The organism is Lysinibacillus sp. CD3-6, assembly GCF_006351725.2.
Taxonomy (GTDB): Bacteria; Bacillota; Bacilli; order Bacillales_A; family Planococcaceae; genus Lysinibacillus.
The window spans coordinates 309183-333286 of record NZ_CP085880.1; the positions used below are offsets into that span (position 1 = coordinate 309183).

27 protein-coding genes and 1 other RNA gene are annotated in these 24104 nt (G+C 36.0%); 15 read left to right on the top strand and 13 right to left on the bottom strand.

From position 1 onward, the window contains the following. The first annotated feature begins 40 nt into the window (after positions 1-40). From FH508_RS01480 to FH508_RS01495, 4 genes are all read left to right on the top strand, one after another. On the top strand, positions 41-1105 hold the full coding sequence (locus FH508_RS01480) for a zinc-dependent alcohol dehydrogenase (protein WP_228134498.1): 1065 nt from the start codon (positions 41-43) through the stop codon (positions 1103-1105). Next, positions 1106-1786, top strand: a complete 681-nt coding sequence (locus FH508_RS01485; RefSeq protein WP_173478787.1) for a cyclase family protein — start codon at positions 1106-1108, stop codon at positions 1784-1786. A gap of 298 nt (positions 1787-2084) precedes the next feature. Further along, positions 2085-3599, top strand: a complete 1515-nt coding sequence (locus FH508_RS01490; protein ID WP_370635699.1) for a DEAD/DEAH box helicase — start codon at positions 2085-2087, stop codon at positions 3597-3599. 156 nt (positions 3600-3755) lie between these two features. Continuing rightward, positions 3756-4535 carry a YqhG family protein gene (locus FH508_RS01495; protein ID WP_173478785.1) on the top strand — a complete coding sequence of 260 codons (780 nt, stop codon included), beginning with the start codon at positions 3756-3758 and terminating at the stop codon, positions 4533-4535. Between the two features lie 69 nt (positions 4536-4604). Here FH508_RS01495 and FH508_RS01500 read toward each other — a convergent pair whose 3' ends face one another. Together FH508_RS01500 and FH508_RS01505 are read right to left on the bottom strand one after the other, a co-directional pair. Then, positions 4605-4925: an ArsR/SmtB family transcription factor gene (locus FH508_RS01500; RefSeq protein WP_173478784.1), complete on the bottom strand. Its 321-nt coding sequence runs from the start codon at positions 4923-4925 to the stop codon at positions 4605-4607. After that, complete coding sequence (locus FH508_RS01505) at positions 4922-5347, bottom strand: SRPBCC family protein (RefSeq protein ID WP_173478783.1); 426 nt, start codon at positions 5345-5347, stop codon at positions 4922-4924. The genes FH508_RS01500 and FH508_RS01505 overlap by 4 nt, the downstream gene beginning before the upstream one ends. 177 nt (positions 5348-5524) lie before the next feature. On the opposite strand from FH508_RS01505, the gene FH508_RS01510 reads away from it, so the two are divergent. After that, a complete protein-coding gene (locus tag FH508_RS01510; RefSeq protein WP_173478782.1) occupies positions 5525-6160 on the top strand; it encodes a LysE family translocator in 636 nt (211 codons plus the stop codon). Positions 6161-6539: 379 nt separating this feature from the next. Here the strand turns inward: FH508_RS01510 and FH508_RS01515 are convergent, their stop codons facing one another. Both FH508_RS01515 and FH508_RS01520 read right to left on the bottom strand, forming a co-directional pair. Next, entirely contained in the window at positions 6540-7346 is an 807-nt protein-coding gene (locus tag FH508_RS01515; RefSeq protein WP_173478781.1) for an SDR family NAD(P)-dependent oxidoreductase, read from the bottom strand. 649 nt (positions 7347-7995) lie between these two features. Further along, positions 7996-9309: a short-chain fatty acid transporter gene (locus tag FH508_RS01520; protein WP_173478780.1), complete on the bottom strand. Its 1314-nt coding sequence runs from the start codon at positions 9307-9309 to the stop codon at positions 7996-7998. A gap of 306 nt (positions 9310-9615) precedes the next feature. On the opposite strand from FH508_RS01520, the gene FH508_RS01525 reads away from it, so the two are divergent. The 5 genes from FH508_RS01525 to FH508_RS01545 all read left to right on the top strand — a co-directional run bounded on the left by FH508_RS01525 (position 9616) and on the right by FH508_RS01545 (position 13136). Beyond that, positions 9616-10497 carry a LysR family transcriptional regulator gene (locus tag FH508_RS01525; RefSeq protein ID WP_173478779.1) on the top strand — a complete coding sequence of 294 codons (882 nt, stop codon included), beginning with the start codon at positions 9616-9618 and terminating at the stop codon, positions 10495-10497. A gap of 117 nt (positions 10498-10614) precedes the next feature. Continuing rightward, positions 10615-11325: a CoA transferase subunit A gene (locus FH508_RS01530; protein WP_173478778.1), complete on the top strand. Its 711-nt coding sequence runs from the start codon at positions 10615-10617 to the stop codon at positions 11323-11325. Continuing rightward, positions 11325-11966 carry a 3-oxoacid CoA-transferase subunit B gene (locus FH508_RS01535; protein ID WP_139859509.1) on the top strand — a complete coding sequence of 214 codons (642 nt, stop codon included), beginning with the start codon at positions 11325-11327 and terminating at the stop codon, positions 11964-11966. The genes FH508_RS01530 and FH508_RS01535 overlap by 1 nt, the downstream gene beginning before the upstream one ends. A 77-nt stretch (positions 11967-12043) precedes the next feature. Beyond that, positions 12044-12673, top strand: coding sequence for a kinase (locus FH508_RS01540; protein WP_139859511.1), 630 nt, complete (start codon positions 12044-12046; stop codon positions 12671-12673). Positions 12674-12728: 55 nt separating this feature from the next. After that, a complete protein-coding gene (locus FH508_RS01545; protein ID WP_139859500.1) occupies positions 12729-13136 on the top strand; it encodes a VOC family protein in 408 nt (135 codons plus the stop codon). A 239-nt stretch (positions 13137-13375) separates the two neighbouring features. On the opposite strand, the gene FH508_RS01550 is transcribed toward FH508_RS01545, so the two are convergent. The 5 genes from FH508_RS01550 to FH508_RS01570 all read right to left on the bottom strand — a co-directional run bounded on the left by FH508_RS01550 (position 13376) and on the right by FH508_RS01570 (position 16358). After that, the gene (locus tag FH508_RS01550) at positions 13376-13831 is read right to left on the bottom strand and encodes a hypothetical protein (RefSeq protein ID WP_173478777.1); all 456 of its coding nucleotides are present in this window, start codon (positions 13829-13831) and stop codon (positions 13376-13378) included. 444 nt (positions 13832-14275) lie between these two features. Beyond that, positions 14276-14716: a hypothetical protein gene (locus tag FH508_RS01555; protein WP_173478776.1), complete on the bottom strand. Its 441-nt coding sequence runs from the start codon at positions 14714-14716 to the stop codon at positions 14276-14278. Between the two features lie 96 nt (positions 14717-14812). Beyond that, positions 14813-15076 carry a hypothetical protein gene (locus FH508_RS01560; RefSeq protein WP_173478775.1) on the bottom strand — a complete coding sequence of 88 codons (264 nt, stop codon included), beginning with the start codon at positions 15074-15076 and terminating at the stop codon, positions 14813-14815. 306 nt (positions 15077-15382) lie between these two features. Next, on the bottom strand, positions 15383-15973 hold the full coding sequence (locus tag FH508_RS01565) for a YbhB/YbcL family Raf kinase inhibitor-like protein (protein WP_217270282.1): 591 nt from the start codon (positions 15971-15973) through the stop codon (positions 15383-15385). Between the two features lie 85 nt (positions 15974-16058). After that, positions 16059-16358 carry a winged helix-turn-helix transcriptional regulator gene (locus tag FH508_RS01570; protein WP_217270281.1) on the bottom strand — a complete coding sequence of 100 codons (300 nt, stop codon included), beginning with the start codon at positions 16356-16358 and terminating at the stop codon, positions 16059-16061. A gap of 223 nt (positions 16359-16581) precedes the next feature. On the opposite strand from FH508_RS01570, the gene FH508_RS01575 reads away from it, so the two are divergent. The 4 genes from FH508_RS01575 (at position 16582) to FH508_RS01590 (ending at position 19900) form a co-directional block, all read left to right on the top strand. After that, positions 16582-17139: a hypothetical protein gene (locus tag FH508_RS01575; protein WP_173478774.1), complete on the top strand. Its 558-nt coding sequence runs from the start codon at positions 16582-16584 to the stop codon at positions 17137-17139. Positions 17140-17257: 118 nt separating this feature from the next. Then, entirely contained in the window at positions 17258-17734 is a 477-nt protein-coding gene (locus FH508_RS01580; RefSeq protein ID WP_228134349.1) for a hypothetical protein, read from the top strand. Positions 17735-17827: 93 nt separating this feature from the next. Next, a complete protein-coding gene (locus FH508_RS01585) occupies positions 17828-18406 on the top strand; it encodes a TetR/AcrR family transcriptional regulator (protein WP_173478773.1) in 579 nt (192 codons plus the stop codon). A 72-nt stretch (positions 18407-18478) separates the two neighbouring features. Next, entirely contained in the window at positions 18479-19900 is a 1422-nt protein-coding gene (locus tag FH508_RS01590) for an MDR family MFS transporter (RefSeq protein WP_173478772.1), read from the top strand. Between the two features lie 619 nt (positions 19901-20519). Here FH508_RS01590 and FH508_RS01595 read toward each other — a convergent pair. The 3 genes from FH508_RS01595 to ssrS all read right to left on the bottom strand — a co-directional run bounded on the left by FH508_RS01595 (position 20520) and on the right by ssrS (position 22933). Continuing rightward, positions 20520-21314: an SDR family NAD(P)-dependent oxidoreductase gene (locus FH508_RS01595; protein WP_139859957.1), complete on the bottom strand. Its 795-nt coding sequence runs from the start codon at positions 21312-21314 to the stop codon at positions 20520-20522. Between the two features lie 41 nt (positions 21315-21355). After that, entirely contained in the window at positions 21356-22375 is a 1020-nt protein-coding gene (locus FH508_RS01600; protein ID WP_228134350.1) for an AraC family transcriptional regulator, read from the bottom strand. 365 nt (positions 22376-22740) lie between these two features. After that, a non-coding RNA gene (gene ssrS, locus FH508_RS01605) (6S RNA) lies at positions 22741-22933 on the bottom strand. Between the two features lie 243 nt (positions 22934-23176). Between ssrS and FH508_RS01610 the strand changes: the two genes are divergently transcribed. After that, the gene (locus FH508_RS01610) at positions 23177-23515 is read left to right on the top strand and encodes a zinc ribbon domain-containing protein YjdM (protein ID WP_139859955.1); all 339 of its coding nucleotides are present in this window, start codon (positions 23177-23179) and stop codon (positions 23513-23515) included. A gap of 49 nt (positions 23516-23564) precedes the next feature. Here the strand turns inward: FH508_RS01610 and FH508_RS01615 are convergent, their stop codons facing one another. Next, on the bottom strand, positions 23565-24071 hold the full coding sequence (locus FH508_RS01615; RefSeq protein ID WP_173478771.1) for a zf-HC2 domain-containing protein: 507 nt from the start codon (positions 24069-24071) through the stop codon (positions 23565-23567). Positions 24072-24104: the final 33 nt, after the last annotated feature.

The following is a 24104-nucleotide window of genomic DNA, read 5'->3' on the forward strand; positions in this document are numbered from 1 at the left end:
AAGCAGTAAATATGAAATGAGAATAGGAGTCGAATTGGTGATGGAATATACAGCATTAGTAAAGTGTTCAGCAAAGAAAAAGGATGTTCAATTTAAAACTTATTCTGTTCCTGAATTAAATAGTAATGAATGTTTATTGAAAGTAAGTGCCGTTGGGATTTGTGGAAGTGATTTGCATATGTATGACGGGCATGGTGGCTATGACTGGGTCACTTACCCCCTTGTGCTAGGGCATGAAGTAACGGGAACAGTAATAGCTATGGGGGATTCTGGTAATAAATCCCTTTTAAATAAGAGAGTGGTCATTAATCCATATAAAAGCTGTGGGGTATGTGATTATTGTCAACGTGGTGAAACGAATTGCTGTGATTTTAATGACTATAAATTAATCAAAACACCGACGGAGGCACTGCGATATGGATTCCGTGAGGCTGGTGGCATGGCACAGTATATGGTAGTTGATGTAAATAATATTATTGTCATTGACGATGCAGTAAGTGATGAAGTAGCAGCTATTTCGGAAGCACTAGCAGTTAGTTATACAGCCGTTTTAAAAGTACCTGATTATAAGAACAAGGCGATTTTAGTAATTGGACCTGGACCGATAGGATTAGGGGTAGCAGCTATATTAGTAGGAGCGGGTAATCAAGAAACACATATGCTGGGAGTTCCACAAGATGAAAATCGTTTGCATTTAGCAAAAGAGATCGGAGTACATGCAACATTTGTTTCTACGGAGGAGCTGATTCACGATAATTTTGCAGGCTATGATGCTATCATTGACTGCTCTGGTCATCCAGCTATTCCGAAAGAGGCACTTCGTTTACTTAAACGTGGTGGACAGCTTGTATTAGTCGGCATCAATTCTGCTGAGTTTGCTGTGCCAATGGATCAAATTGTACGTGGTGAAATAATGATAAAAGGCAGTTATGGCATTACACAAGCTAATTATGAAGCGGTTTTACAAATGGCTGCAGATGCAAACTATCCATTTAATAAGTTAATCGCACACACTGTTCCATTTAAAGATAGTCTTGATGGTTTTGAAAGTGCCCTTAATAAAGTAAATGGCAAAGTTGTGATTCAGTTTAAGGAGGAAATTTAAATGAAAATTATTGATTTAACATTAGAAATTTATGATGGTTTAGTTTCTTACACATCACATCCACCGATTGCGATACAAGAAGAATCCACTTTTGATAATTCTGGTCATCGCTACGTAGCTCCATGTGAAGGATTTGAATCTCGCTTTTTACGTATGTCTGATCATAGTGGAACACATATTGATGCACCTCTTCACTTTATAAGAGGTGGGGAATCTACTGCTGAAATGGATTTAACAAAAACATATGGAGATGCTGTCTTACTTGATGTTTCCTCTTTCAAAGATCCATTTGAACCTGTTACAGCAGAGATGCTTTCACAGGCTGAGCAAAGACAAGGAATTACTGTTCAGCAAGGTGATATTGTGTTAGTAAGAACACGCACTGCAAAGTGGGGTCAAGGAGACTTTTTTGAAGAGCATGCATTTGCAACTTGTGCAGGTGATTGGTTATTTGATAAGCAAGTTAAATGCATCGGTCTTGATTTAGCGAATATAGATGTTCATGACAATATGAAACGTGAAGTACATTTAAAGCTGCTAAGTGTTCCTATTTATATAGTAGAAAACCTAGTTAACCTTGAACAGTTACCTTTAAATGACCGTTTTACTTTTATGGCACTGCCGCTTAAATTGAAAAACTCAACTGCATCGCCAGTAAGAGCTGTCGCATATGTGAAGTAACGTGAATAGTAGAAGGAGAAGGCATAAAAGCCTTCTCTTTTTATAATTCAATACTATGCGAAAATCTTTTATAAAAACTAACGTCTTCTATCATCCTATATAGCTTGGATATTATTATGCTTCGTTTTAATCATTAAATCCTCTTTAGCTAAATCTTAATCAATGTCATTTCTCGAATTAAATTATTTGAACAAGTCATGTGCATGTCACTTAAAATATGTATATTTTTTCATGAGCAAAATCTAACATAGCTTTTTCTTTTTTGGACAACCTAATTTAGAAATAATAGCATGAGGTGATGATCATGATTGTGGAGAGGTCGTCCGATTGGCAAGAAGGATTGATAAATAGGCTGGAAAACGATGAAAAATGGCATAGTTGGACTTTGTACAAAACGAACTATGAAATTGTGAAAATGAATTTAATTCCGGAATTTACAGGTTTACAAGCAACAAAGTTTTTACCAAAGCTAACACCACTTGCCCATCAGCTAGAAGCAGCGCAAACCGTTATAGAACGAATGAATGGGAAAGCGATACTTGCAGATGAGGTGGGGCTAGGGAAAACAATTGAAGCGGGCTTAATACTAAAGGAATACATGATACGAGGGCTAGTGAAAAAAGCGCTGATTTTAGCACCTGCATCTCTTATTAATCAATGGATTGAAGAATTAAATCAAAAATTTCATATTCCAGCTATTGCGTATAAAAAAAATTGCCCGATTGAGCGTTACGATATTGTTATTATGAGCATGGATACGGCAAAAAAAAGCCCACATAAAGAATTAATTTATGCGCAAAATTATGACATGATTATTATTGATGAGGCACATAAATTAAAAAATCATAAAACACAAATTTACGAATTTGTACAAGGATTAAAGAAGAAGTTTTGCTTATTATTAACCGCAACGCCGATTCAAAATGATGTTTTTGAGCTTTATTATCTGATTTCGCTACTGAAGCCAGGTCATCTTGGCAATTATGAGACGTTCCAATCTGCATTTTCAGCAAGTAAGCATGATTTACAACACGATGACTATTTAAAAGAACTAGTCAATCAGGTCATGGTAAGGAATCGAAGAGAGGACACGGGCATCGAATGGACTAGTCGACGCGTTCAAATAGTGCCTATTCAATTTAGCCCTGAGGAAATGGAAGTTTATCATTTGCTTGGCTCGCTTACCTCAACAGGCTCTTTCTCATTAATTACATTGCAAAAAGAAATGTGTAGCAGCAAAGAGGCAACAGCTTTAACGCTGTCCAAAATGCTTGAAAATAGTTCCGAACGCGAGGAGCTAGAAGCAATTCTTGCAAAAGTTATGTCATTAGAAGTGAATTCTAAAGCTGAGAAGACGCTAGAGATTATTGAACAGGCTAAAGATAAAGTCATTATTTTTACTGAATATCGTGCAACTCAAATTTATTTACAGTGGTATTTACATTCACATGGCATAACGAGTGTTTTATTTAATGGGAAGTTTAATAAAAACAAGCGGGATTACATGAAGCATATATTTAAGGAAAAAGCGCAAGTATTAATTGCAACAGAGGCAGGGGGCGAAGGGATTAACCTTCAATTTTGCCATCACGTAATTAACTACGATTTGCCTTGGAATCCAATGAAGCTTGAGCAACGCATAGGTCGTGTTCACCGTTTAGGACAAGAGCATGATGTCCATATTTATAATCTTGCGGTAGAAGATACGATTGAAAAGGATATTTTGGCATTACTGCATACAAAAATTGATGTTTTTGAAAAGGTAGTAGGAGACTTAGATGCCATTTTAACAAATTTCAAAAAATCTGTATAACCCGCATTTATAGAAGTTTTCTTGTAGTGAGGATTGCTATTCTTAATAAAAAAGGCATTGGCATATGTCGCAGATTTGAAGAGGAGCTTTTCGAGCAGACTGACAAATCTAAACGCAATATTCCAAGCCGTAATTGATTTGTAAGGGGAGAGGGGCATGTATCCACAACAGGTTCACAGTTATTTACGACAATTTTTTTTAGAAAATGAATGCGAAATGGTATGGGAGAGTGACCATTACTTAACAGTACAATTAACGATTGCTGTTGATAAAAGAATTATGAATCGCCCTTTTTACTGGCAATACGTAGAAGCGACAAATAGCGAACCTAACCCTGCACAAGTTACCTTTATTACAGATCAAAGTGCATTGTCAGAAAAAATAATCGGGGAAGTCGTCCATTTTGGTTCTCCAAGGCTCAATCAATTGTTTCAAGCTACGAGAGAGCTAGGAGCATATGTCCAAATGTTTCAAAAAGTAGATGCGAGTATAGGGCAAGTCATGCTTACTCCTTGGCTTGGTGTAAATTATAAAGTGTCGTATTGTTGTGACCAAACGAAAGAAATGCTGTATTCTTTTGGTATTAACTTACTGACAGGTACAATAAATGATCATTTCCATGAAACAATAAATCATTTTGAGTGGGATATTAAGCAGTCGGAAAATGCTTTTTATGTACAATATATAATTAAGCCTTTACGTGGGCTTCAACGTTTGGATGAAGCGATCGATGCAATTATTCAACAAGATGATCATACATGGGCTGAACAGGCTAAAAAAAGATGGCAACGGGATCAACGCGTGTTAGACTTCTTTTATGAAGATGTGGAAGAAAAGCCAGAGTGTTATGAAATAGAGAGAAAAGCATTAGAAGAACAATACGATGCAAAAATTAAAATCGAAATTGTAAATGGTGGATTATTTTATATGAGATAAAAGAAAGCCGCAACGATTGCATATGCATATTGTTGTGGCTTGTTTATTTTTCCTGCCATAAAAACTAGGTTAATCGTTTTCGACCATCGTTTGTAATTGTGCCAGTTTATTATCCCAAAATAAATGAAAGTATTGTAACCAATCTTCAATTTCTTTTAAGCGTTCAATGTGTAACGTGTAAATTTTTTCTCGACCCTTTTTTTGGGCGGATACTAGCTTAGCTTGCTCCAATACGTGTAGATGTTTGACGACAGCAGTTCTGCTAATCGTAAAATGTTCTGAAAGAAGAGCTATTGGTTTATCGCTTTCGGCTAGCAGTTGAAGTACATGACGTCTTGTTGGGTCAGCGATTGCTTGAAAAACATCATACTGTTGTGCGAGCTGTGTCATTTTGTTTCTGCAATCTCTTTTAGCTTTTTACCAACAAGCATTGTCCAGCCACCATCCATATTTTGACGAACAGCTTCCGCTGACATGTTAGCTTTTGGAATAATATGAGATGCTTCTTTCCAGCCGCCATGCGTTAATGTAAATTCTGTTTGCTCTCCAACTTGCTTTAACTCGAATGTGACAAACCAGCCATCAGTATCCCATGCGAAACGCACAAAATGAGGTGCATCTACTTTTTCTACTTTACATGGGGATGGACCAAATGGAGATTGTAGTGTAAATTCATGTCCTTCCACAGGTTTAAAATCATTTGGCATAAACCAAGAGCCAAGTTTTTCGGCATTTGTAACTGTTTCCCACGCCTTCTCGATAGGCGCATTTAGTGTAACAGTTTTAACGATATTTTGTAGTTGCTCTGACATTGTATAGTCTCCTTTTTATAAAAAAATATAACCATAAGGTGTTATGAATATATAACACCTTATGGTTATATGTCAATCATAAAGGAGATGGAAAAATTTTTAAGTGGTCTCTTTTTCGAGGAGGTAACGTATGGTAGAATTATTTTTATAATTTTCAGACGGATAGGAGGGAGTAGCATGGAAAATTTTCCGATGTTTTTATTGATGTGTATTTTATTAATAATTTTACCTGGACCTGATACTGCTATTGCAACAAAAAATACTTTAACAGTTAATAAAAAGGGTGGGTTACAAACAATACTTGGCTCATGTTGCGGTTTATTAATTCATACACTAGCAGCGGTTATTGGACTCTCTGCAATTATTGTAAAGTCAGCCTATATATTTGCTATTTTAAAATACGTAGGAGCGGTGTATTTATGCTATTTAGGTGTAAAAACATTATGGACTTTAAAGACCATTCGCACGCAGTCTCCAGTCGTAAATGATGACACTCAAATTGATAATAAATATGGGCATCAATCATGCTTTAAGCAAGGTTTCTTAACGAATGTTACAAATCCAAAGGTAGCCGTATTTTTTTTAACGTTCTTACCGCAATTTGTAGATGGCTCAAACAGCACATTTTTCCCATTTCTACTAATGGGGCTTATTTATACCGCCTTGACTGCACTATGGTTCATCTTCTATGTATATTTATTAGATAAAATTAGTACTTTTATGAAAAAACCTATGACAAAGGCAGTAATCGAAGGCCTAACAGGAACGGTTCTAATTGGCTTTGGCATTAAATTAGCATTAGAAAAAGCATAGGTGCTAGCATAGGTGTCAGGCACTCAAACAATTTCCTATGCATTCTAAAACTACAAAGGGAAAATCCACGAAGACTCCTGCGGGAACGCACGCATAGTAAGACGCAACAAACCGCACGACAGCGAGGGTTGCGGCTTACAACGTGCCCGCGGAAAGCGAAGTGGATTTTTACGCTTTAAGAAGCTGATATGATGTTAGGTGCATACCTATGCGATTGTCAGCCACTCAAACAATTTATTAAAAAAAGGCTGTAGACAATTCCAAATTTCTTTGGAGTTTATCTACAGCCAGAGATACCGAAAATATAAGCCTCGGAATCTCAACACATTTTACATTTTACACTGATCGTAAGTTCAACTTCAATCAGGTCAAAAGGTTATTATTTTTGTTGGTTTGCAGCCCAAACATTTGTATCTGCAATTGTTGGGTTAGCAATATAATGGCCACCTTCAATTTGAAGAGTTTGACCAGTCATGAATTTAGATTCATCAGAAGCTAAGTACACTACTGCGTAACCGATATCATCTGCTTCACCATTGTATGGTAGGGCATTGTATTTTGTGAAAATTTCTAGTAATTCTTTTGGTAAACTGTTTTTAGCAGCAGGAGTTAAAATTAATCCTGGAGCGATAGCGTTACAACGGATTTTATCTTTACCGTATTGAGTAGCAATGTATTTAGTTAAGTGAACTACGCCAGCTTTAGTTGTACCGTAAGCTGTACGGATTTGGTCACTTGCAAATCCACCCATAGAAGCAGTGTTAATGATAGAACCACCACCAGCTTTTTGCATATGTGGAATAGCGAAACGGCTACCTAGTAATACTGATTTTAAGTTGATGTTAACTAGACGATCGAACTCTTCTAAATCCATATTCACAACATCTAAATCTTTTTGTAAGTTTGTTGAACCAACATTGTTAAATAATACTGTTAAAGAACCGAATTTCTCAACAGTGAATTCTACTGCTGCTTTGATTGAATCAGCATCACCAGCATCTAAGAATACTGCAGCTGCTTCATAACCTTCTTTTACTAATACATCAGCAATTTCTTTTGCACCGTCAAGATTATAGTCAGCAATAACAACTTTAGCTCCTTCTTTAGCTAATAAAGTTGCTGCAGATAAACCGATACCTGACGCTCCGCCAGTAACAAGTGCTACTTTATTTTCAACACGTTTCATAATAAAATTCCTCCTAGTGTGAGTGATAAACTGAGTATTGACAGTTAAACACAAATCATACTCATTACTACTTCATTTAATTGACAATAGATAGTTTACCACTAAACTAAAAAGATTTGAAATAAAAAGCATAGTTTGTTGTCACTTTTTTCGCTTATGTAGTTGGGCTAGAATTAGAATAAAGACTAGCACAAGTGTTGTTTTAACGTTAGATTCCACATATGTATTGGTGTATAGAAATTTATTTAATAGTTACTTAGAATTCGTAAAAATAAGCTTTTTTAATCGTTCCTCCATAATTTTTTTCTTTTCTAGACGGTCTTTTTTAATTTGAAACATTCTTTTTAAAAAGAATCCCCCTAAAATAATGGCACAAAAAATAATGAAATAAATTAGCATCCGCAAAATCCCTTTTAATATTATTTAATAGAACAGTGGCGACCAGAGTTATAGCTACTATCTCCTAACTTTTATAAAATTGCGACAAAATACTTATGTATTTATAGTATGCTAAAGCCTCGAAAACGCCCAACTAGTCAAATATATCGACATTTGCGGAAATTTACCATTACTTAGTCTTTGAAATAAACAAAAAACCCCACAAGAACGTTAAAAACGTTCAATATGAGGTTCTAAAAGGCTATCTTTATTAGAAGAAGTATAACCCAATACTGATGATAACTCCTGTAAAGAGAAGGATAAATAAACAGAAGCCCATAATATCCTTTGCTTTTAAGCCAGCAATTGCAAGAGCAGGTAGAGCCCAAAATGGTTGAATCATATTCGTCCAAGCATCTCCCCAAGCAATAGCCATAGCAGTTTTAGCATAATCAGCGCCTAATTTAGTTGCTGCATCCAACATAATTGGTGCTTGAACTGTCCATTGGCCACCACCAGAAGGCACAAAAAAGTTTACAAGGCCTGCAGAGTAAAATGTAAATAAATAGAATGTATGGCCATTAGAGATGTTAACAAACCACTCAGAAAATACAGCAGCTAATCCAGAAGCGGTCATCATCCCCATAATTCCAGCGTAAAATGGAAATTGAAAAACAATACCTGTCGTAGTTTTAATAGCATCTTGCGCTGCCGCTAGAAAGCGTTGCGGTGTGCCGTGGAAAATGATACCGAGCACAATGAAAATAGTATTTACAACATTTAAATCTAATACAAATCCTTTCGTTATGAAATGATGTATTAAATAAATAACACCAATAAGTCCGATTAAGATTGTTAAGACATAACTACGCTCTGAACGACTTGCAAAATGGTTATCTGCCTTAGGTAGCTCTATTTTTTCCTCTTTTAATAAAGATGGTTCAACTTCAACTACATCTTCTTCTTTTGGCATCATCCAACGATTAAAAAATGGAAGTGTTAGTATGATGACGATTACAATAAATAGATTATACGATGAGAAAAGTGTAACGTTTGTTGGTACAACACCCATAATATTTTCAAACGGATGTCCATCTGTTGCAATAGATAGTGGTACTGAGCCTGCTAAACCACCGTGCCATATAACAAATCCTGAATAAGCACTTGCGATTAGTAAACGATAGTCCACTTTTTTTACATGACGTGCAATTTCCTTTGCAAAGAGTGCGCCAATTACAAGCCCAAATCCCCAGTTAATCCAGCAAGCAATTAAAGAAACAAATGTCACTATAATAATTGCCATACTTGGAGTTTTAATTTTACTAGCAACGGACGATAAACCTCTTTTAAAGACGGGACTATTCGCTAAAATATGACCAGCAGCTAAAACTATGACCATTTGCATTGTAAAAGCTAACAACCCCCAGAAGCCATCTCCCCAATAAGTAACCATATTTAATGGTGAGGAATCTGTTAACGTGACTCCCAATAACAACACAAGTACTGTGAGTATAGTGACAAATATGTATGGGTCAGGTAAATATTTTTCCATAATAGCATTTGATATTCGTGTTAACGTTTTCAATTAAGTAATCCCCTTTCTATTTCATCCATCCCTTATTTCTAATATTACATAGAGAACAAGGTAAATAAAGAGAAAAATGGAATTAATGACAGATAATGAAACGTTAAATAGAAATGAAAAAATATAATGTCCCTCAAGAATAATAGACATTAATATTATTTTATATATAAGAAAACCTTATCATTCTTGTATTTATAGGTATTTTACTTTCAAGGAAGGATTAAAAAAATATGAGGAGAATTTATAACTAATTAGTACTTTAATGAATTTTTACATAACAAATTAGAATAAATAAGGAGTTTTCATATGGAGTTACGAGATTTAAAGGCGCTTATGGCAGTAGTAGAACATGGAAGTTTTACGAAAGCAGCAAGTGAAACCTTTGTATCACAGCCCTCATTAAGTAAGAGCATTAAAAAGTTAGAAGAGAATCTTCATGTTGAGTTATTAAATCGTTCTACAAGACATGTAGAGTTAACGGATGCTGGTAATATCGTTTATCAACAAGGTCAAAAAATTATGCGTTCTGTCCATGATTTGCACATATTGCTAGATGATTTATTAAACATCAAAACGGGATCTATTAAATTGGGTATCCCTCCGCTCATTGGCACTTTGTTTTTCCCTGAAATTGCACGTAAGTTTCATCACCAATATCCAAATGTTCATTTAGAGCTAGTCGAGCGTGGAGCAAAATTAGTTGGTACTTTAGTAGAAAGTGGAGAAGTAGATATGGGCATCGTAGTTTTACCGACTGACGAACGGAAATTTAATGTTCAATCTTTCGTTGAAGATCAATTTTTTGTTTTTATTAATGACCAACACCCATTAGCCAATCAAGAACAGATTTTATTGCAAGAGCTAAAAAATGAAACGTTCATTATTTTTACTGAGGAATTTTCATTGCATGATTATGTTATTAAATCATGCAAAGGTGCAGGCTTCACACCAATAATAGGGTATAAAAGTTCACAATGGGATTTAATTGTAGAGCTGGTGTCCTCGAATTTAGGCGTGACCCTTTTGCCATACTCTATTGCAGCAAAGCAAACGAATCGGAATGTGAAAATCATCCCATTAAAAAATTTTTATATGCCGTGGCGTCTCGGTGTAATTACGAAAAAAAATACATATCAATCTTATGCGTTAAAACAATTATTAAAGACTATTCGAACGGAAAAAGAATAGTATCCATCGATTTATGCAAAATGAGCATAAATACCATTCCAATTAATCCCTTTACTTATAAAACGGGAATGAGGTAGAATTTTCTTTAATAAACGAGCAATTTTAGGGGGTTTCAATATGGTGGACGGGAAAGTATGGAATTCGTTTGAGGAAGCCGTTGCAGATATAAATGATGGCGCTACGTTAGCAGTAGGGGGTTTCGGTTTAAGTGGTATTCCAGAAAAGGCTATTGCTGCGTTACAACAAAAGGGAACAAAGGATTTAACCGTAATTAGTAATAACTGTGGTGTAGATAATTGGGGATTAGGATTATTACTAGCAAATAAACAAATAAAAAAAATGATCGCTTCCTATGTAGGGGAAAATAAAATATTTGAACAGCAATTTTTAAGTGGTGAGCTAGAAGTCGAACTTGCACCACAAGGAACATTAGCAGAGCGTTTGCGAGCAGGTGGAGCAGGTATTCCTGGCTTTTATACAGCTACTGGGGTTGGAACGCCAATTGCTGAAGGTAAAGAGGTCAAGGTGTTTGATGGTAAGGAATATATTTTAGAAGAAGGAATCGTTGCAGACTTTGCGCTTGTCAAAGCATGGAAGGCAGACAAGCTAGGCAATTTAATTTATCGAAAAACATCGCGTAATTTTAATCCGTTAGCAGCGATGTCAGGCAAAATTACAATTGCGGAAGTGGAAGAAATAGTAGAAGTGGGCGAACTGGATCCAGATCATATCCACACACCAGGTGTCTTTGTGCAACGTGTATTACTCGGGGAAAACTATGAAAAACGTATCGAACGTTTAACTGTTAAAAAGAAGGAGGAAGCATGATGGCGGATACAAGACATAAAATTGTAAATAGAGCTGTCCAGGAAATTGAAAATGGCATGAATGTTAATTTAGGTATCGGTATTCCAACACTTATTGCCAATGCCATTCCTGCTAATTATGAGGTGCTTTTACAATCCGAAAATGGACTTCTTGGAATCGGCCCATATCCAGAGGAAAGTGCGGTAGATGCTGACCTCATCAATGCTGGCAAAGAAACAGTGACAGCTGTGCCAGGCGCATCTTTTTTTGATAGTGCTGAATCCTTTGCCATGATTCGTGGCGGGCATATTGATCTTGCTATTTTAGGTGGAATGGAAGTTTCCGAAACAGGTGATCTTGCCAATTGGATGATTCCAGGGAAAATGGTAAAGGGCATGGGAGGCGCCATGGATCTTGTTGTCGGTGCGAAAAGAGTCGTCGTTGTGATGGAGCATGTGAATAAAAATGGGGAGTCAAAAATTAAAAAGCAGTGTGAGTTACCGTTAACAGGCAAAGGTGTTGTGCACAGATTAATAACGGATTTAGCTGTTTTTGATTTTACTGCTACAGGAATGCAGCTAATAGAATTAGCAGAAGGTGTAACATTGGAGGAAGTAAAGGCGAAAACTGCTGCTTCATTTGATGTTGCGTTATCCCAATAATTTAAAAAAGACCAGTTTACTTTATTTAGAAGTAGACTGGTTATTTTAATTTTAGGAGCGTGAGATAATTGCTTAGGATGTCTCAGGTAACAACGGAAGTAATAAAACGATTTAACAGTCTAAATCGAGGACAAAGGCCGCTTATTGTTGCCATTGACGGATTAGGTGGGGCAGGGAAAACAACTGTTGTAAAGGAACTAGTGAGCGCGCTGGAAAATGAATATATCATCAATGTGCTCCATATCGATGATTACATTGTAGAAAGTGAAAAACGTTACAATACTGGCAATGAAGAATGGTTTGAATATTATTATTTACAATGGGATATAGAGTTAATAAAAAAGTGCCTTTTAAAAATACATAATAATCAACAAGAATTAACACTGCCTTTTTATAATCGGGTAACGAATACAGTGATAAATAGTAAAAGGCTATTTGTGTCGAATAGTATTTTATTAATAGAAGGAGTCTTTCTTCAGCGTAATGAGTGGAGGGAATTTTATGACTACACGATATTTTTAGAATGTCCAAGACATGTTAGGGAAGAAAGAGTTTTAAAGCGTGATTCATATATAGGGGATGTATCAGCAGTAAGGGAGAAGTATGAGAAAAGATATTGGGTTGCGGAGGATTATTATTTAACAAAGGAACAGCCATTACAAAAAGCAGATTTAATATGGCGTGCGGAATACAACTCAGACTATTGACCGTTCTCCTCTCAAGTTTTCCCATTATATAATCGTCCTAGAAGGAGAGATGGCGATGAAAGAACAATGGGCAAAGGAAGTTGTACAAGTACGCGTTGCAAGACCGACTCATCAATTATCGGCAATAGAAAGGTTTTATTGTGAAGGTGTCGGTTTAGAAAAGATTGGTTCGTTTACAGGGCATCGAGGCTACAATGGAATGATGATTGGTCTGCCGAATGCCAATTACCATTTAGAATTTACTGAGCACATTGAAGGAAGCCCGTGTCCCGCACCGACAAAGGATAATCTTCTTGTGCTTTATATGCCAAACATTGAAGCAATCCAACGAATTGTAAAACGACTGTCGCAAATGGGTTATCCAGAAGTGGAGCCAGAAAATCTTTATTGGGCAGAAAAAGGTGTAACGATTGAAGATCCAGATGGCTGGCGTATTGTATTAATGAATACTGAGGGTATATAAGGGGTTCGTGCCAGGCACTCAAACAATTAACTAGTTGATGGTAGCGGAGGCGGCGACTCCTGCGGGAACGCACAGTAAGTAAGACGCAACAAACCGCGCGTTAGCGAGGGTTGCGGCTTACGATGTGCCCGCGGAAAGCGTCCGCTGTAGCGGACATCAACGTTGAGAGCAAAAAAGTGTTAGATTGATCGTAGTCAATCTAACACTTTTTCTCCTTTGTCCCAATATCTTTTGATGTGTTAATCACCTAAAGCTGGGTTTTCCTTATATTCAGTGGCAATGGATTCTATATTTAATTGTGAATAGTCGGCCCAATTGACGGTTCTAAAATCTTCTTCGTCAAAATAAATGCTTAATACTTTCGTCATTTCTTCATTACTATTAGCGCCAGTCAATGGGGCAAACCAAATAATCGAAGGTGTTTTCACACTTTTTAGCTTCGACAGCTCGGCAAATATTTTACCAGAATCTTTCAGCATCTGATTTTTCGAGCCTTCTCGTACATCTGTATCATGAATCGATATAGTAACAATTCCTTTTGTTTCTTCTACAGTGAATTTATTTTTAACCACTGCCCCCACGATATCCTTTACAGATGTGTCTTGATCGACTGCGACTTCCTTCGGTTCTGCATTTTTGCCACAGGCTGATAGTAATAATGTGAGTAGTACTAAGAAATAAAGTAGTTTTTTCATAATGATTACCTCCCTTGTTACTCCATATATGTTCAAATTGCTTATGAATTATACAAAGTTATAGGGAGTCGAAACTATTTTTTCTAATCGATATGTAGTAAATCATTTCTATCCGTTACGGTTTACCCAAAGTTATTAGATGATGAATAATATTAGAAAAACTAAACACATTGTGAGACCTGTGTACAAGCATTGATAAAATGCTTTTTTATCCGTTCCTTTATAATCAAACCCACGATTTAGTACTACCAGTCCAAAAATAAACATGATTATATTTAAATATTTTGGATTGAATCCAGCGGGAATGACAAGTGAAAACATCAAAATTATTAAAATGAAATGTATGTACTTTCTTATAGGATGGATAAATTTAATCTTGTTAAAAAGTTTCAAATATATCACTCCTTATAAAACAAATGATTTCGCATAAATAGATAGACAATATTATTTAACACGTATACTAAAAATGAAAGACGAATTTCCCTTGGCCCATCTACCTGAAACAGAGTAAATATAGATGCCTTCTTCTTTAGGTGCAGTAAAAGCATCATCTTCTACTGTTACTAGTGGACTCTCGCTATTGTTCAACAAGTACGCTACTTCTAGTTCATCAATGGGTGGTTTAGTAAACTTGATCTTTATTTCGCTATTAGGGGATACAGGTAGGGGCGTAATTTTTTTGTTTTCAAGGAGCTCTGGTGGTGAAATTTTATCAACACACCCTGTTCCCGCAATCCTTTTCCAACAATATGATCCTTGTACAAGTGTTATTTTTGTCCCTTCTACCGTTACAATTGGCTTAGGAGGACCAGAAGTAAGTAAAATGGCCAGTATGCCCAATATGACAATAAATAAAATACTCATTATTATCTTTGCATTTTTCATAACCAATCCTCCGATACAATCGTACTTAAATAAAAATAATATCAACCGAAAACAAAGGATGTTGTTTCTAGTTGATATTATTTCATCAAGTTCTATTTATTTGCTTACGACATCAAGGCACCAAGAGAAATTATCCCATGCTGAATACCAACCGTTGAAAACTTCTGATGAATCATCCCAACGCACTTCGAACTTTTTATGACCTTCGATATCTAGTAAATATAAAGCTAACGTATCATCCGCTTTAGAGACTGCTATTTTCATGCCGTTTTGAAGTTCTTCCTCAGTGAATGGTACATCCGAAACCGAACGTAGCTGCGCTTGTTCAAATACTTGTTTGTTAATAATTCTGTAATTCATAATAAACCTCCAATAAAACTTTCTTGAATTTTAAATTTTTATTTTACGTGCCAATAACAGGACTATAAAAGTATATCCTATATTCATTGAGTAAAGAAAACAAAATAATAATTAACTAGGCTTTTTTTTGTCTAAATTGTTGCTTATAGTGTATCAGTACTAGAACGAAGAAATCTAAAAACAATTTATTCTTAATCCAATGTTACAAGGAGGCAATAAAAAAGTCCAGAGGCTCACAAAATCGAGCAGTCCTGGACTTAATTTTTTTATAAAATTACTTTGATATAGCTTTAAAGGAATTACTACTTACTTTTTATTTGGATACGTGCCTTTTAAAGTGTATTCAGCTAAAACATGTCCATCCATTGCGTGATACAGTTCGTTCATAAAGAACCCATTTTTTAAGTCGAGCGTAGTATCTAATGCGTAGACATGGATTTCATATGTATGCGGTTTATCAGGCGGAGCCATTCCTCCGTAAAAGCTTGAGAGCTCTGGGCTTTGGCTGCCTCCTTGAGGACTCATCCAACTATTGACGCCCTGGACAAAATCAGTCGCTGATTGGCTTTCATTTTCTTTTAACTCATCTTTTTGAATATTGGCTGCTGTCCAATGAATCCAAGAGAATCCTTTACTAACTGGGAAAGCGTCTTTGTCCTCAATTACTAATGCATACGATACAGTTTCTTTTGGGGCATTTTCGAACTTTAAAGGCAATGAATAAGTTGGCATACCATGCTCATTAAACGAATCGCCTAGCTGCCCGTATTGATCTTGAATAACGCCATCCACAATTCCAGAACTTGTTACGACAAAAGTCTTTTCATCTTTGCTACTGCATCCAGCTATTGCTAGCAGAGAAATAATGGATAGCATAAATAAATATTTTTTCTTCATGGTGATTACCTCCATATTGTATTGTTGAGGTCATAATAACATGGAGAAAAAATCGCCGACAATTACCCACTTTTTTGTTAGGGTACTACGTTTGTTGAAGTCCTAATATTTCATTTTCTTCGATATATTGAATACCTAATCGTTGCAAAATCTCTAATGATTTTAAAACTTCTTGTCCCTTTGTACTTAAACGATATTCTACTCGAAGCGGGTAAGTGGAAAGGTATTCTTCCTTATTTACTAACTGAAAATCCATTAGCTCTTTTAATTGTTGTAACAGCATTTTTTCAGTTATTCCTTTAATGTCGCGTCTTAATTTTGATGGAGATGTAGGACCAAGCCGCAATCGCCAAATTATAATACATTTCCATTTGCCTTTAATCATGTCTTGAACTAGCTCCAACGGACAAGTATATTGTTGTCTTAATTTGATGATAATCTCCTCCTGCTCTAGTCTTTTTTCAGTTTTTTTATACCACAAACCGAAAAAACAGACAATTGAAATTAATTAGATGATGAGCTACTACTTTCTATAGAAGGTAATTGTTTGTGCGTTGTTGAATAAGTTAATATATGTAAATAAATGGATTGGTGAGGGGTGTTAGGGATTGACTAAAAAAATCGTGTTGGGGATTATTCTAACAGCAATCATATGCTCACTAATCATAACTTACAAGCATCTTCAACAACCAATGGAAAATGATGTACTGAATATAACGAAGAATTGGTCTGAAGTTGCAGAGGAAGCTTATCTTATCAAAGAAATTGATGAGCAATGGCTAACGATATTTCGAAATAGCCAATCTATAATGATTGCAGAGCTAAAACAAAATTGGCTTGGTACATGGATATTAAGCGAGGGTAGAACGCTATCCTCAACGTACTATCCTTCATTAAAGGACGATCAAATTACATGGAGTGCTTCAGGAAAGAGTAAAGACAATGCAAGTTATTATTTTGGAGAAGTAATAGATCCTGAAATTGTTAAAATAACGGTAGAGACGCAGAAAGGCACTTTTGAAAATGCGCTATTTATTGAGACTGAAGGACATCGGTTTTTCTTAAAAAGGACAGATGGATCGGTTTATTTGCCAGTTAACATTAGCGGCTATTCTAAATCTGGAGAATTAATTTTTTCATCAAAATCTCCTATTAAAAGAGAGTAGTCCGCGGCATAAAAGAGGCGATTGTTCCATGAGAGCAATCACGTCTTTTTTAATTTAATTTAAAAAATGAAACGAATTAACAAAATGAAAGTCAAATATAGAAAAAGGAGGTAAGGGTTTGAAAAAGTTATTTTTAATGATTGGCTTTTTTGCACTTTTAATTGCGGCTTGTTCGAAAGATGTAAGTAAAACTGACCTTGAAGTAGAAGACAATAAAGAAAGTTTCCCTCCATCTATGACAGGTTGGCTTCATGTTGATGGCAAAAAGTATGAAATGGAAGCGGGCGGTTTTCAATGGCAAAGAAAAAAGGGGTTAATAACTGAGACTGTTCAAACCGATCATGCCTCTCCAAATCAAGTAGCTGAAAATTTACCTGCACTTCAGTTAGAACCCAATACAATGATGCAAATTGAAATTGAAGAAAACCCAAAAATCATTGTTTATCTTTGGAATAAAGACGGTAGAGAGAAAGAAGTTTTATTAAATAACAATGAGATGGTGGCACCGACAAGCAAAGGTCGATATATATATGAGGTATTCGCTCGATGGTCAAACGGAGAGGTTTCCTACACATTTGTATTAGAAGTTAAATAATTTATTGCTCATTATTAAAATTGACAACATTCAAAAAGACAATTATTATTATGTAGACCGTTCGTTATAATTTTTTTAAGGGAGGTTCAGCCTATGTCTAGCAAAAATTCTTCTCGAGAGAAAATTTTAGAAGCTGCAACAGAGCTTTTTCATTTGAAGGGGTATCACGCTACAGGATTAAGCCAAATCATTCAAGAGAGTGGGGCTCCAAAAGGTTCTTTATATTATCATTTTCCTAATGGTAAGGAGCAATTAGCTTTTGAAGCGATTAATTTATCGGCAACAAGAATTGCAGCAGAGATAGAGCAAAATTTAGCAGCTTTCGATGATCCTACTCAGGCATTCCAATATCATATCGAGTTTATTTCTAGGATTTTTCAAGATGTAGAACCAATATCAAAATTAAAAAACGTTCCAATGGGTTTACTCGCAATGGAAACAGCATTTGTAAATGAGAATTTACGGCAGGCTTGTGAAGAAACCTTTGAAATATGGGGAAATCTTTACTTTGAGAAATTAAGAAGTAGTGGGTTTAGTGAAGAACGTGCTAACTTAATTAGCAAATCAATAAGTGCATTAATTGAAGGCGGCATTACGTTATGTATAACTAAAAAATCGGGTGAGCCTTTAATTCAAATTAACAAAATGATCCCTTTATTGCTTTCAAAGTAAAAAGGGGTTTTCATTTTAATGCTTATTATATAGACCGGTCTAATTAATGATAAAGAAAGAAGGAAGTATTTTATGGCTCCATCAATGCAAGTTGTGCCAGTACGAAAACCTAAAAGTATGGCTTTTGTACTTATGTTTGCCGCTTTTATAGGGCTGTTTAGTGAGACAGCTTTAAATATGGCACTGACAAATATTATGTCTGATTTCACTGTATCAGCGGGGACTGCACAGTGGCTTACTACGGGCTATTTATTAACGATAGGTATTTTAGTGCCTGTTTCATCTCTTCTTATTCAATGGTTTACAACAAAGCAGTTAGTTGTTGGATCATTAATTTTTTCGATTGTAGGAACGATTTTAGCAGCTTTAGCACCAAGCTTTCCAATCTTACTGCTAGGTCGTATCATTCAAGCGTTTGGAACAGGTATTATTTTACCGCTCATGATGAATGTGATTTTATTAATCTTTCCGATTCATAAACGTGGAGCGGTCATGGGGTTAATGGGGCTTGTTATTACGACAGCTCCTGCAATAGGGCCTACTTTAGCAGGTTTAATTGTGGACTCGTTAGATTGGTCTTATATTTTCTGGATTAGCCTTGTCTTTTATGCAGGATTAGTTGTAGCGGGGTTAAAACAAATCGATAATGTATCTACTATTACAAAACCAGCGATTGATATTGTTTCAATTCTATTATCGACACTTGGATTTGGTGGTTTCATTTACAGTTTAAGTACTATTGCAGAGAAATCCTTTGCTTCTGCAGGCGTATATATTCCATTTATTATTGGCTTAGTGGCAATTGCGTTATTTGTTATTCGTCAATTTAAAATGGAGCAGCCGATGATTAATTTACGGACATTTAAATATCCTATGTTTACATTAGGGACGGTGTTGTTATTTAGCGGTATGCTTTTAATTTTATCTACAGCGATACTATTGCCAATGTATTTAAAAGGTGCCTTACTATTCAGTGCAACGGTAGCGGGCCTTATTCTTTTGCCTGGTAGTGCTATGAATGCTGTATTATCACCAGTTGTAGGGAAGATGTTCGATCAATTTGGTGCAAAGAAATTTTTACCTCTTGGCTTCCTTCTAACATTAATTGCAAGTTTGCTTTTTGTTTTTACGATTTCTGCACATACACCCGTTTGGCAAATTATTTTAGCGAATACAATATTCTTTATAGGGATTTCTATGATTATTATGCCTGCACAAACAAATGGTTTAAATCAGTTGCCGCGTGAATTATACGCAGACGGTGCAGCTGTTATGAGTACATTACAACAAATTGCAGGTGGGACAGGGACAGCATTGGCAATTACATTAATGGTCAGTGGACAAAACAAGCATTTCGAAAAATTCCAAAATGCTTCACCATTTGAATTAATGGCTGAAGGGACAAAGTATGCATTCTTCTTTATTGCAGCCCTTGCTCTTATTGGGCTTGTGTTATCTCTATTTGTTAATGGAAAGCGTGTAGAAAAAAATTAAGTATTGAAGATATAAAATTATGTAGCCCTTTATGTTTGCGTAAATATACATGTAAAAATCCACTCAAATTTTGTGAGAACGCCGCAACTAGCAACAGTACGCTGGTTGTGGCTTTTTTTACGGAAAGAAGTGGATTTTTACTATGTAGAGCATACAGAGTATAGATTATTGAACAGCCACTCTTACTACTTCAAGCACTTAAACGCTAGAATCCTTGTTATGAAAGTAATGTAAGAGTAACTGCAGAGCGAGTGGTTCAATTGCTTCGCCGCAAATGTACGCACATTTCGGTTGGAGGGGGTTTCCTTGCTTGGGCCTCCACTCAGTGCCTTTGCTCTGCTTTTCAGGGCTTTAAGTATTCTTGTAAAGATTTCAAAATAACCTTTAATTGGACTAAGAGAGATTAAGTGATGCATGCCATTGAATTACTTGGGATAGAAGTTGTCCCTTGTGTACGAGAGGAAATGGCTAAATGGGAAGCTAATGATGAACGTGATAAATGAGGATTTAGTAACTGGAAATCTAATTTAAGTTTAATTTAATGAAATAAGACTAGCTGTTTTAGCTAGTCTTATTCTTCACAGATTCACGATAATGATGAGATTCATACTGTTGCATATTAAAAAATAGTCGGCACCATACCGCCATCCATACGAATAGGAGAACCTTTAAATGCAGATGCATACGGACTACATAAAAAAGTAGTCATTCTACCAATTTCAAATGGTTTGATAAATCGTTGTATTTCAGATTGAGGTAAATTGGTAGTCATAAAATCTTTTTCTTTTTCTGCAAATGTCATCTCTTCACTAGGATATAAGCCTTCAATGATTTGATGCACATTTTCAGAGAGTGTTGGTCCTGGCATAATTGCATTTACTGTAACCTCTGTTCCTATCGTTAATTTAGACAAGCTTTTAGACAACGATAATAGCATGGATTTAGTCATACAATATTGAGGCATTTGTCCTGATGGCATAATTGCTTCTTCACTACCAATAAAGATAATGCGACCAAAACCATTCTTCAACATTTGAGGTAGATAAAATTTAGATAATCCATTTGCAGCAAGAACGTTTGTACGGAAATATTGTATCCATACTTCATCATCAACGTCTTCGTATTGCATAATTTCATAAATACCTAAATTGTTAACTAAAATATCAATATTAGGATATTTTTCGAATAAAACTTCTCTTTGTTGAATATCTACAATATCTGCTGTAGCATTTTGCGGATTCGTGGACGGGTAATCTGCCTTAATTTCATTTACAGTTCGTTCAACTTCTTCATTATTTCGCCCGTTAATTAGTACATTAACGCCTTCTTTAGCAAGCTCAATGGCAATTGCTTTACCTATACCTCTTGTTGATCCAGTAACTAAGGCTGTTTTATTGTTTAAACCCATATCCATATTAATTTCCCCTTTTATCGTATTACGATTATTTAACAAAGCTAATTTATAGAGTCTGCTCCTAAATGTTCCATTCGCCATTTGGAAGGAGTATCTCCCTCCCAAGCACGGAAGGCTCGGTAGAACGAATTCTGGTCTTCATAGCCAATCAGGAATGCCACTTCTTTAATATCAAGAGAGGGGTCTGACAGATACTCTCGGGCTTGTTCATGTCGAACTTGCGATAACAAATGCTTAAAATTTGATCCTTCTTCAGTAAGCTTGCGTTGTAATGTACGTTCACTCATCCCTAACTCGCTTGCAATAGTATGAATGTCAGGGCGTCCTCCTGATAGACTACGCTTTATAAACCACTTGACCATAGCTGTTATTGAGCGGTTGTTTTGTTGTTCACTCAACGACTGATCCAGTACTGGAGTTAGAATCTCCAGCAATTCAGCGTTGTAAGAGACAAATGGGTGGTCCAAATCTGCTCGGTGTATTGTTAGCTTGCTACAATTTGGGTTGAATTGAATAGGGCATCCAAAGTACGCTTCAAGTGTCTGTACGTCGCCCATTGAGTGAGGAAGTTCCACTAACTTTGCCTTTAACGGTTTCCCCGTTCCTTTACGTCCTAGTTCGAGTAGAAATGCTAGCGTAATACCAGTAAGTATTAAAGGACCAGGTTGCTCGGTATTTAGCCATTCAAGTTCAATGGTACAATTCTCGCCTTCTTCAGTGATATGTAGGCTTTCCGGTGGACACAGTTGTTTGTATCTTCCCATTCGTTTTAGTGCATCACGATAGTCACGAGCGTGGTATGCTGCTAAAACAGACGGGGGATAATGAGCTGTTTCAAAGCCAGTCGCAAGCTTAATAATTCCTTGGGCAGTGTCATCAATCAGCTCTGAATATGCCTGCCAAATAGCAAAATATTGAGCAATGGTAACAACTGGGTCAGCAATAATAGTGAGAGGTAGTTGTGCTTTACGAGCTACATCGTGAGCTGTCAGACCTAATTGTCGTATGCCATCCCAAAATCCTAATGGCATTTTAATACGATTAGTCATTTGTAATGTCATCCACATATACCTCCTTTTATTTATTAGTTGAAATTATGGTCTTCATCTTATTTTGTGTGAGGACAATATTTATAGTATCTCTCTAAAGACGTTATGTAACTAGCGCATAGTGACAAATCACTTGCGAACTACGCCAAATTTGACTGTGGAGTATGTTAAACATATAAAGGGGGAGTACTCTAAAGAGGGGATTATGAAGGACAGGGCTGTAATCGATTTAATAACAAAAAATAAAGAAGAAGAAGAACCTGCTATTAATTGCATATGGATAAAATTTTTACACACTAGTAAAGCGCATAAAAAAACTCACCCTCCAATAAATGAAGGGTGAGTCGATTTGAAGCCTTGAGGCTCTAATGTAAAATTTAAAAGCCGCGTATGCCGTAGTTATTATAGAAAGTTTTAAACCACCACTCCTCAAAGTGGGTGTTCGCAGAAGTTTTCCTGCTTATCCTCATGCACCTTGGTGTGAGGCCCGTCATTCCAACTCCAATAATAAAACTCCCTTTTACAGCTTAAAGGTTAAAACTTAATATTATACGAACAATGCAGCCTTTAAAGATATAATACGGCATGATAATCAAACTTGCAAGCAAGATGGTTTATAGAAAAAAGTCAATGGGCATGCGCTATAAATCATGAAATTTATACGTATAAAACGCTTGGATTATATGGAATGGCTTCATATATTTTTCACAAATACGAACGAAAAATGCGAACAACCTTTGCGAAATTAAAGTAACTGTGTAAAGATAGGAGCGTAATCATTTACTTAACGAAAATGAAAGGGAGGAAGCGGAAATGGCAGCATATCCAAATTGTCCGAAATGTAATTCTGAATACACATATGAGGATGGCACAAATTTTGTATGTCCAGAATGTGCGCATGAATGGAGCACTAGTGTAACAGAGCAAGAGTCAGAGGCACTTATTGTAAAAGATGCAAATGGTAACTTGTTAGCAGATGGTGATGCAGTAACAGTAATTAAAGATTTAAAAGTAAAGGGAAGCTCTTCAACGTTAAAAATGGGCACAAAGGTAAAAAGTATTCGCCTTGTCGAAGGAGACCACAATATTGATTGTAAAATTGATGGCTTCGGTGCAATGAAATTAAAATCAGAGTTCGTGAAAAAAGCCTAATAGCTGGAATGATAACAAGCATCTTTCATATGAGAGATGCTTTTACCATTTAAAACCTACGTAAAATAATTGCGAAGGCAGAGCCAAGCAAGGCAAAAATCGTATGTAATAGAGCGATATAGCTAGCGCCAATGATAAGTGCACTAATATCCATAAAGGAGAGACCTTGGATATAAAGCGGATTGCTAAAATTATTAATGATGGCCCAGACAAAAACAGGTACAGAACTTATTGCGAAGACTATCCAAATATTTTTGTAAAATAAATAAGTAAGACAACCGAAAAGGGCATATAACGCGACAAAGCTTTTATGATCGCCAAGCAAGGATGAGTTGAGGGCAAACATAAAAGAAAGCACGATGAAAACGAGGTGGAAAAAGGTTAATGTGCTTTTCATTGATAAGTTTTGATTAGATGACAGCTTTGTTGCTGCCAACTGCTGACATTGCTTACATGTAGCTAAATGCTGTTCCACAAATTCAGCTGTATCAGCTTGAAGACGTTTGGTTTTATATAAAGGTAGTAAATCTTCTACTATTGAACATTCATGTGACAAAATTTTCCCTCCTATCCCTCCTATTATACGCCT

What these genes read in the sequence shown, in the direction of transcription:
- FH508_RS01555 (WP_173478776.1), bottom strand. Translation starts at nt 14,716, where the DNA reads ATGAAAAATGCAAAGATAATAATGAGTATTTTATTTATTGTCATATTG.
- FH508_RS01540 (WP_139859511.1), top strand. Translation starts at nt 12,044, where the DNA reads ATGTCTCAGGTAACAACGGAAGTAATAAAACGATTTAACAGTCTAAAT.
- FH508_RS01595 (WP_139859957.1), bottom strand. Translation starts at nt 21,314, where the DNA reads ATGGATATGGGTTTAAACAATAAAACAGCCTTAGTTACTGGATCAACA.
- FH508_RS01570 (WP_217270281.1), bottom strand. Translation starts at nt 16,358, where the DNA reads ATGATTAAAGGCAAATGGAAATGTATTATAATTTGGCGATTGCGGCTT.
- FH508_RS01530 (WP_173478778.1), top strand. Translation starts at nt 10,615, where the DNA reads ATGGTGGACGGGAAAGTATGGAATTCGTTTGAGGAAGCCGTTGCAGAT.
- FH508_RS01490 (WP_370635699.1), top strand. Translation starts at nt 2,085, where the DNA reads ATGATCATGATTGTGGAGAGGTCGTCCGATTGGCAAGAAGGATTGATA.
- FH508_RS01525 (WP_173478779.1), top strand. Translation starts at nt 9,616, where the DNA reads ATGGAGTTACGAGATTTAAAGGCGCTTATGGCAGTAGTAGAACATGGA.
- FH508_RS01535 (WP_139859509.1), top strand. Translation starts at nt 11,325, where the DNA reads ATGGCGGATACAAGACATAAAATTGTAAATAGAGCTGTCCAGGAAATT.
- FH508_RS01600 (WP_228134350.1), bottom strand. Translation starts at nt 22,375, where the DNA reads ATGACATTACAAATGACTAATCGTATTAAAATGCCATTAGGATTTTGG.
- FH508_RS01515 (WP_173478781.1), bottom strand. Translation starts at nt 7,346, where the DNA reads ATGAAACGTGTTGAAAATAAAGTAGCACTTGTTACTGGCGGAGCGTCA.
- FH508_RS01485 (WP_173478787.1), top strand. Translation starts at nt 1,106, where the DNA reads ATGAAAATTATTGATTTAACATTAGAAATTTATGATGGTTTAGTTTCT.
- FH508_RS01590 (WP_173478772.1), top strand. Translation starts at nt 18,479, where the DNA reads ATGGCTCCATCAATGCAAGTTGTGCCAGTACGAAAACCTAAAAGTATG.
- FH508_RS01495 (WP_173478785.1), top strand. Translation starts at nt 3,756, where the DNA reads ATGTATCCACAACAGGTTCACAGTTATTTACGACAATTTTTTTTAGAA.
- FH508_RS01550 (WP_173478777.1), bottom strand. Translation starts at nt 13,831, where the DNA reads ATGAAAAAACTACTTTATTTCTTAGTACTACTCACATTATTACTATCA.
- FH508_RS01500 (WP_173478784.1), bottom strand. Translation starts at nt 4,925, where the DNA reads ATGACACAGCTCGCACAACAGTATGATGTTTTTCAAGCAATCGCTGAC.
- FH508_RS01505 (WP_173478783.1), bottom strand. Translation starts at nt 5,347, where the DNA reads ATGTCAGAGCAACTACAAAATATCGTTAAAACTGTTACACTAAATGCG.
- FH508_RS01610 (WP_139859955.1), top strand. Translation starts at nt 23,177, where the DNA reads ATGGCAGCATATCCAAATTGTCCGAAATGTAATTCTGAATACACATAT.
- FH508_RS01565 (WP_217270282.1), bottom strand. Translation starts at nt 15,973, where the DNA reads ATGAAGAAAAAATATTTATTTATGCTATCCATTATTTCTCTGCTAGCA.
- FH508_RS01585 (WP_173478773.1), top strand. Translation starts at nt 17,828, where the DNA reads ATGTCTAGCAAAAATTCTTCTCGAGAGAAAATTTTAGAAGCTGCAACA.
- FH508_RS01480 (WP_228134498.1), top strand. Translation starts at nt 41, where the DNA reads ATGGAATATACAGCATTAGTAAAGTGTTCAGCAAAGAAAAAGGATGTT.
- FH508_RS01545 (WP_139859500.1), top strand. Translation starts at nt 12,729, where the DNA reads ATGAAAGAACAATGGGCAAAGGAAGTTGTACAAGTACGCGTTGCAAGA.
- FH508_RS01560 (WP_173478775.1), bottom strand. Translation starts at nt 15,076, where the DNA reads ATGAATTACAGAATTATTAACAAACAAGTATTTGAACAAGCGCAGCTA.
- FH508_RS01510 (WP_173478782.1), top strand. Translation starts at nt 5,525, where the DNA reads ATGGAAAATTTTCCGATGTTTTTATTGATGTGTATTTTATTAATAATT.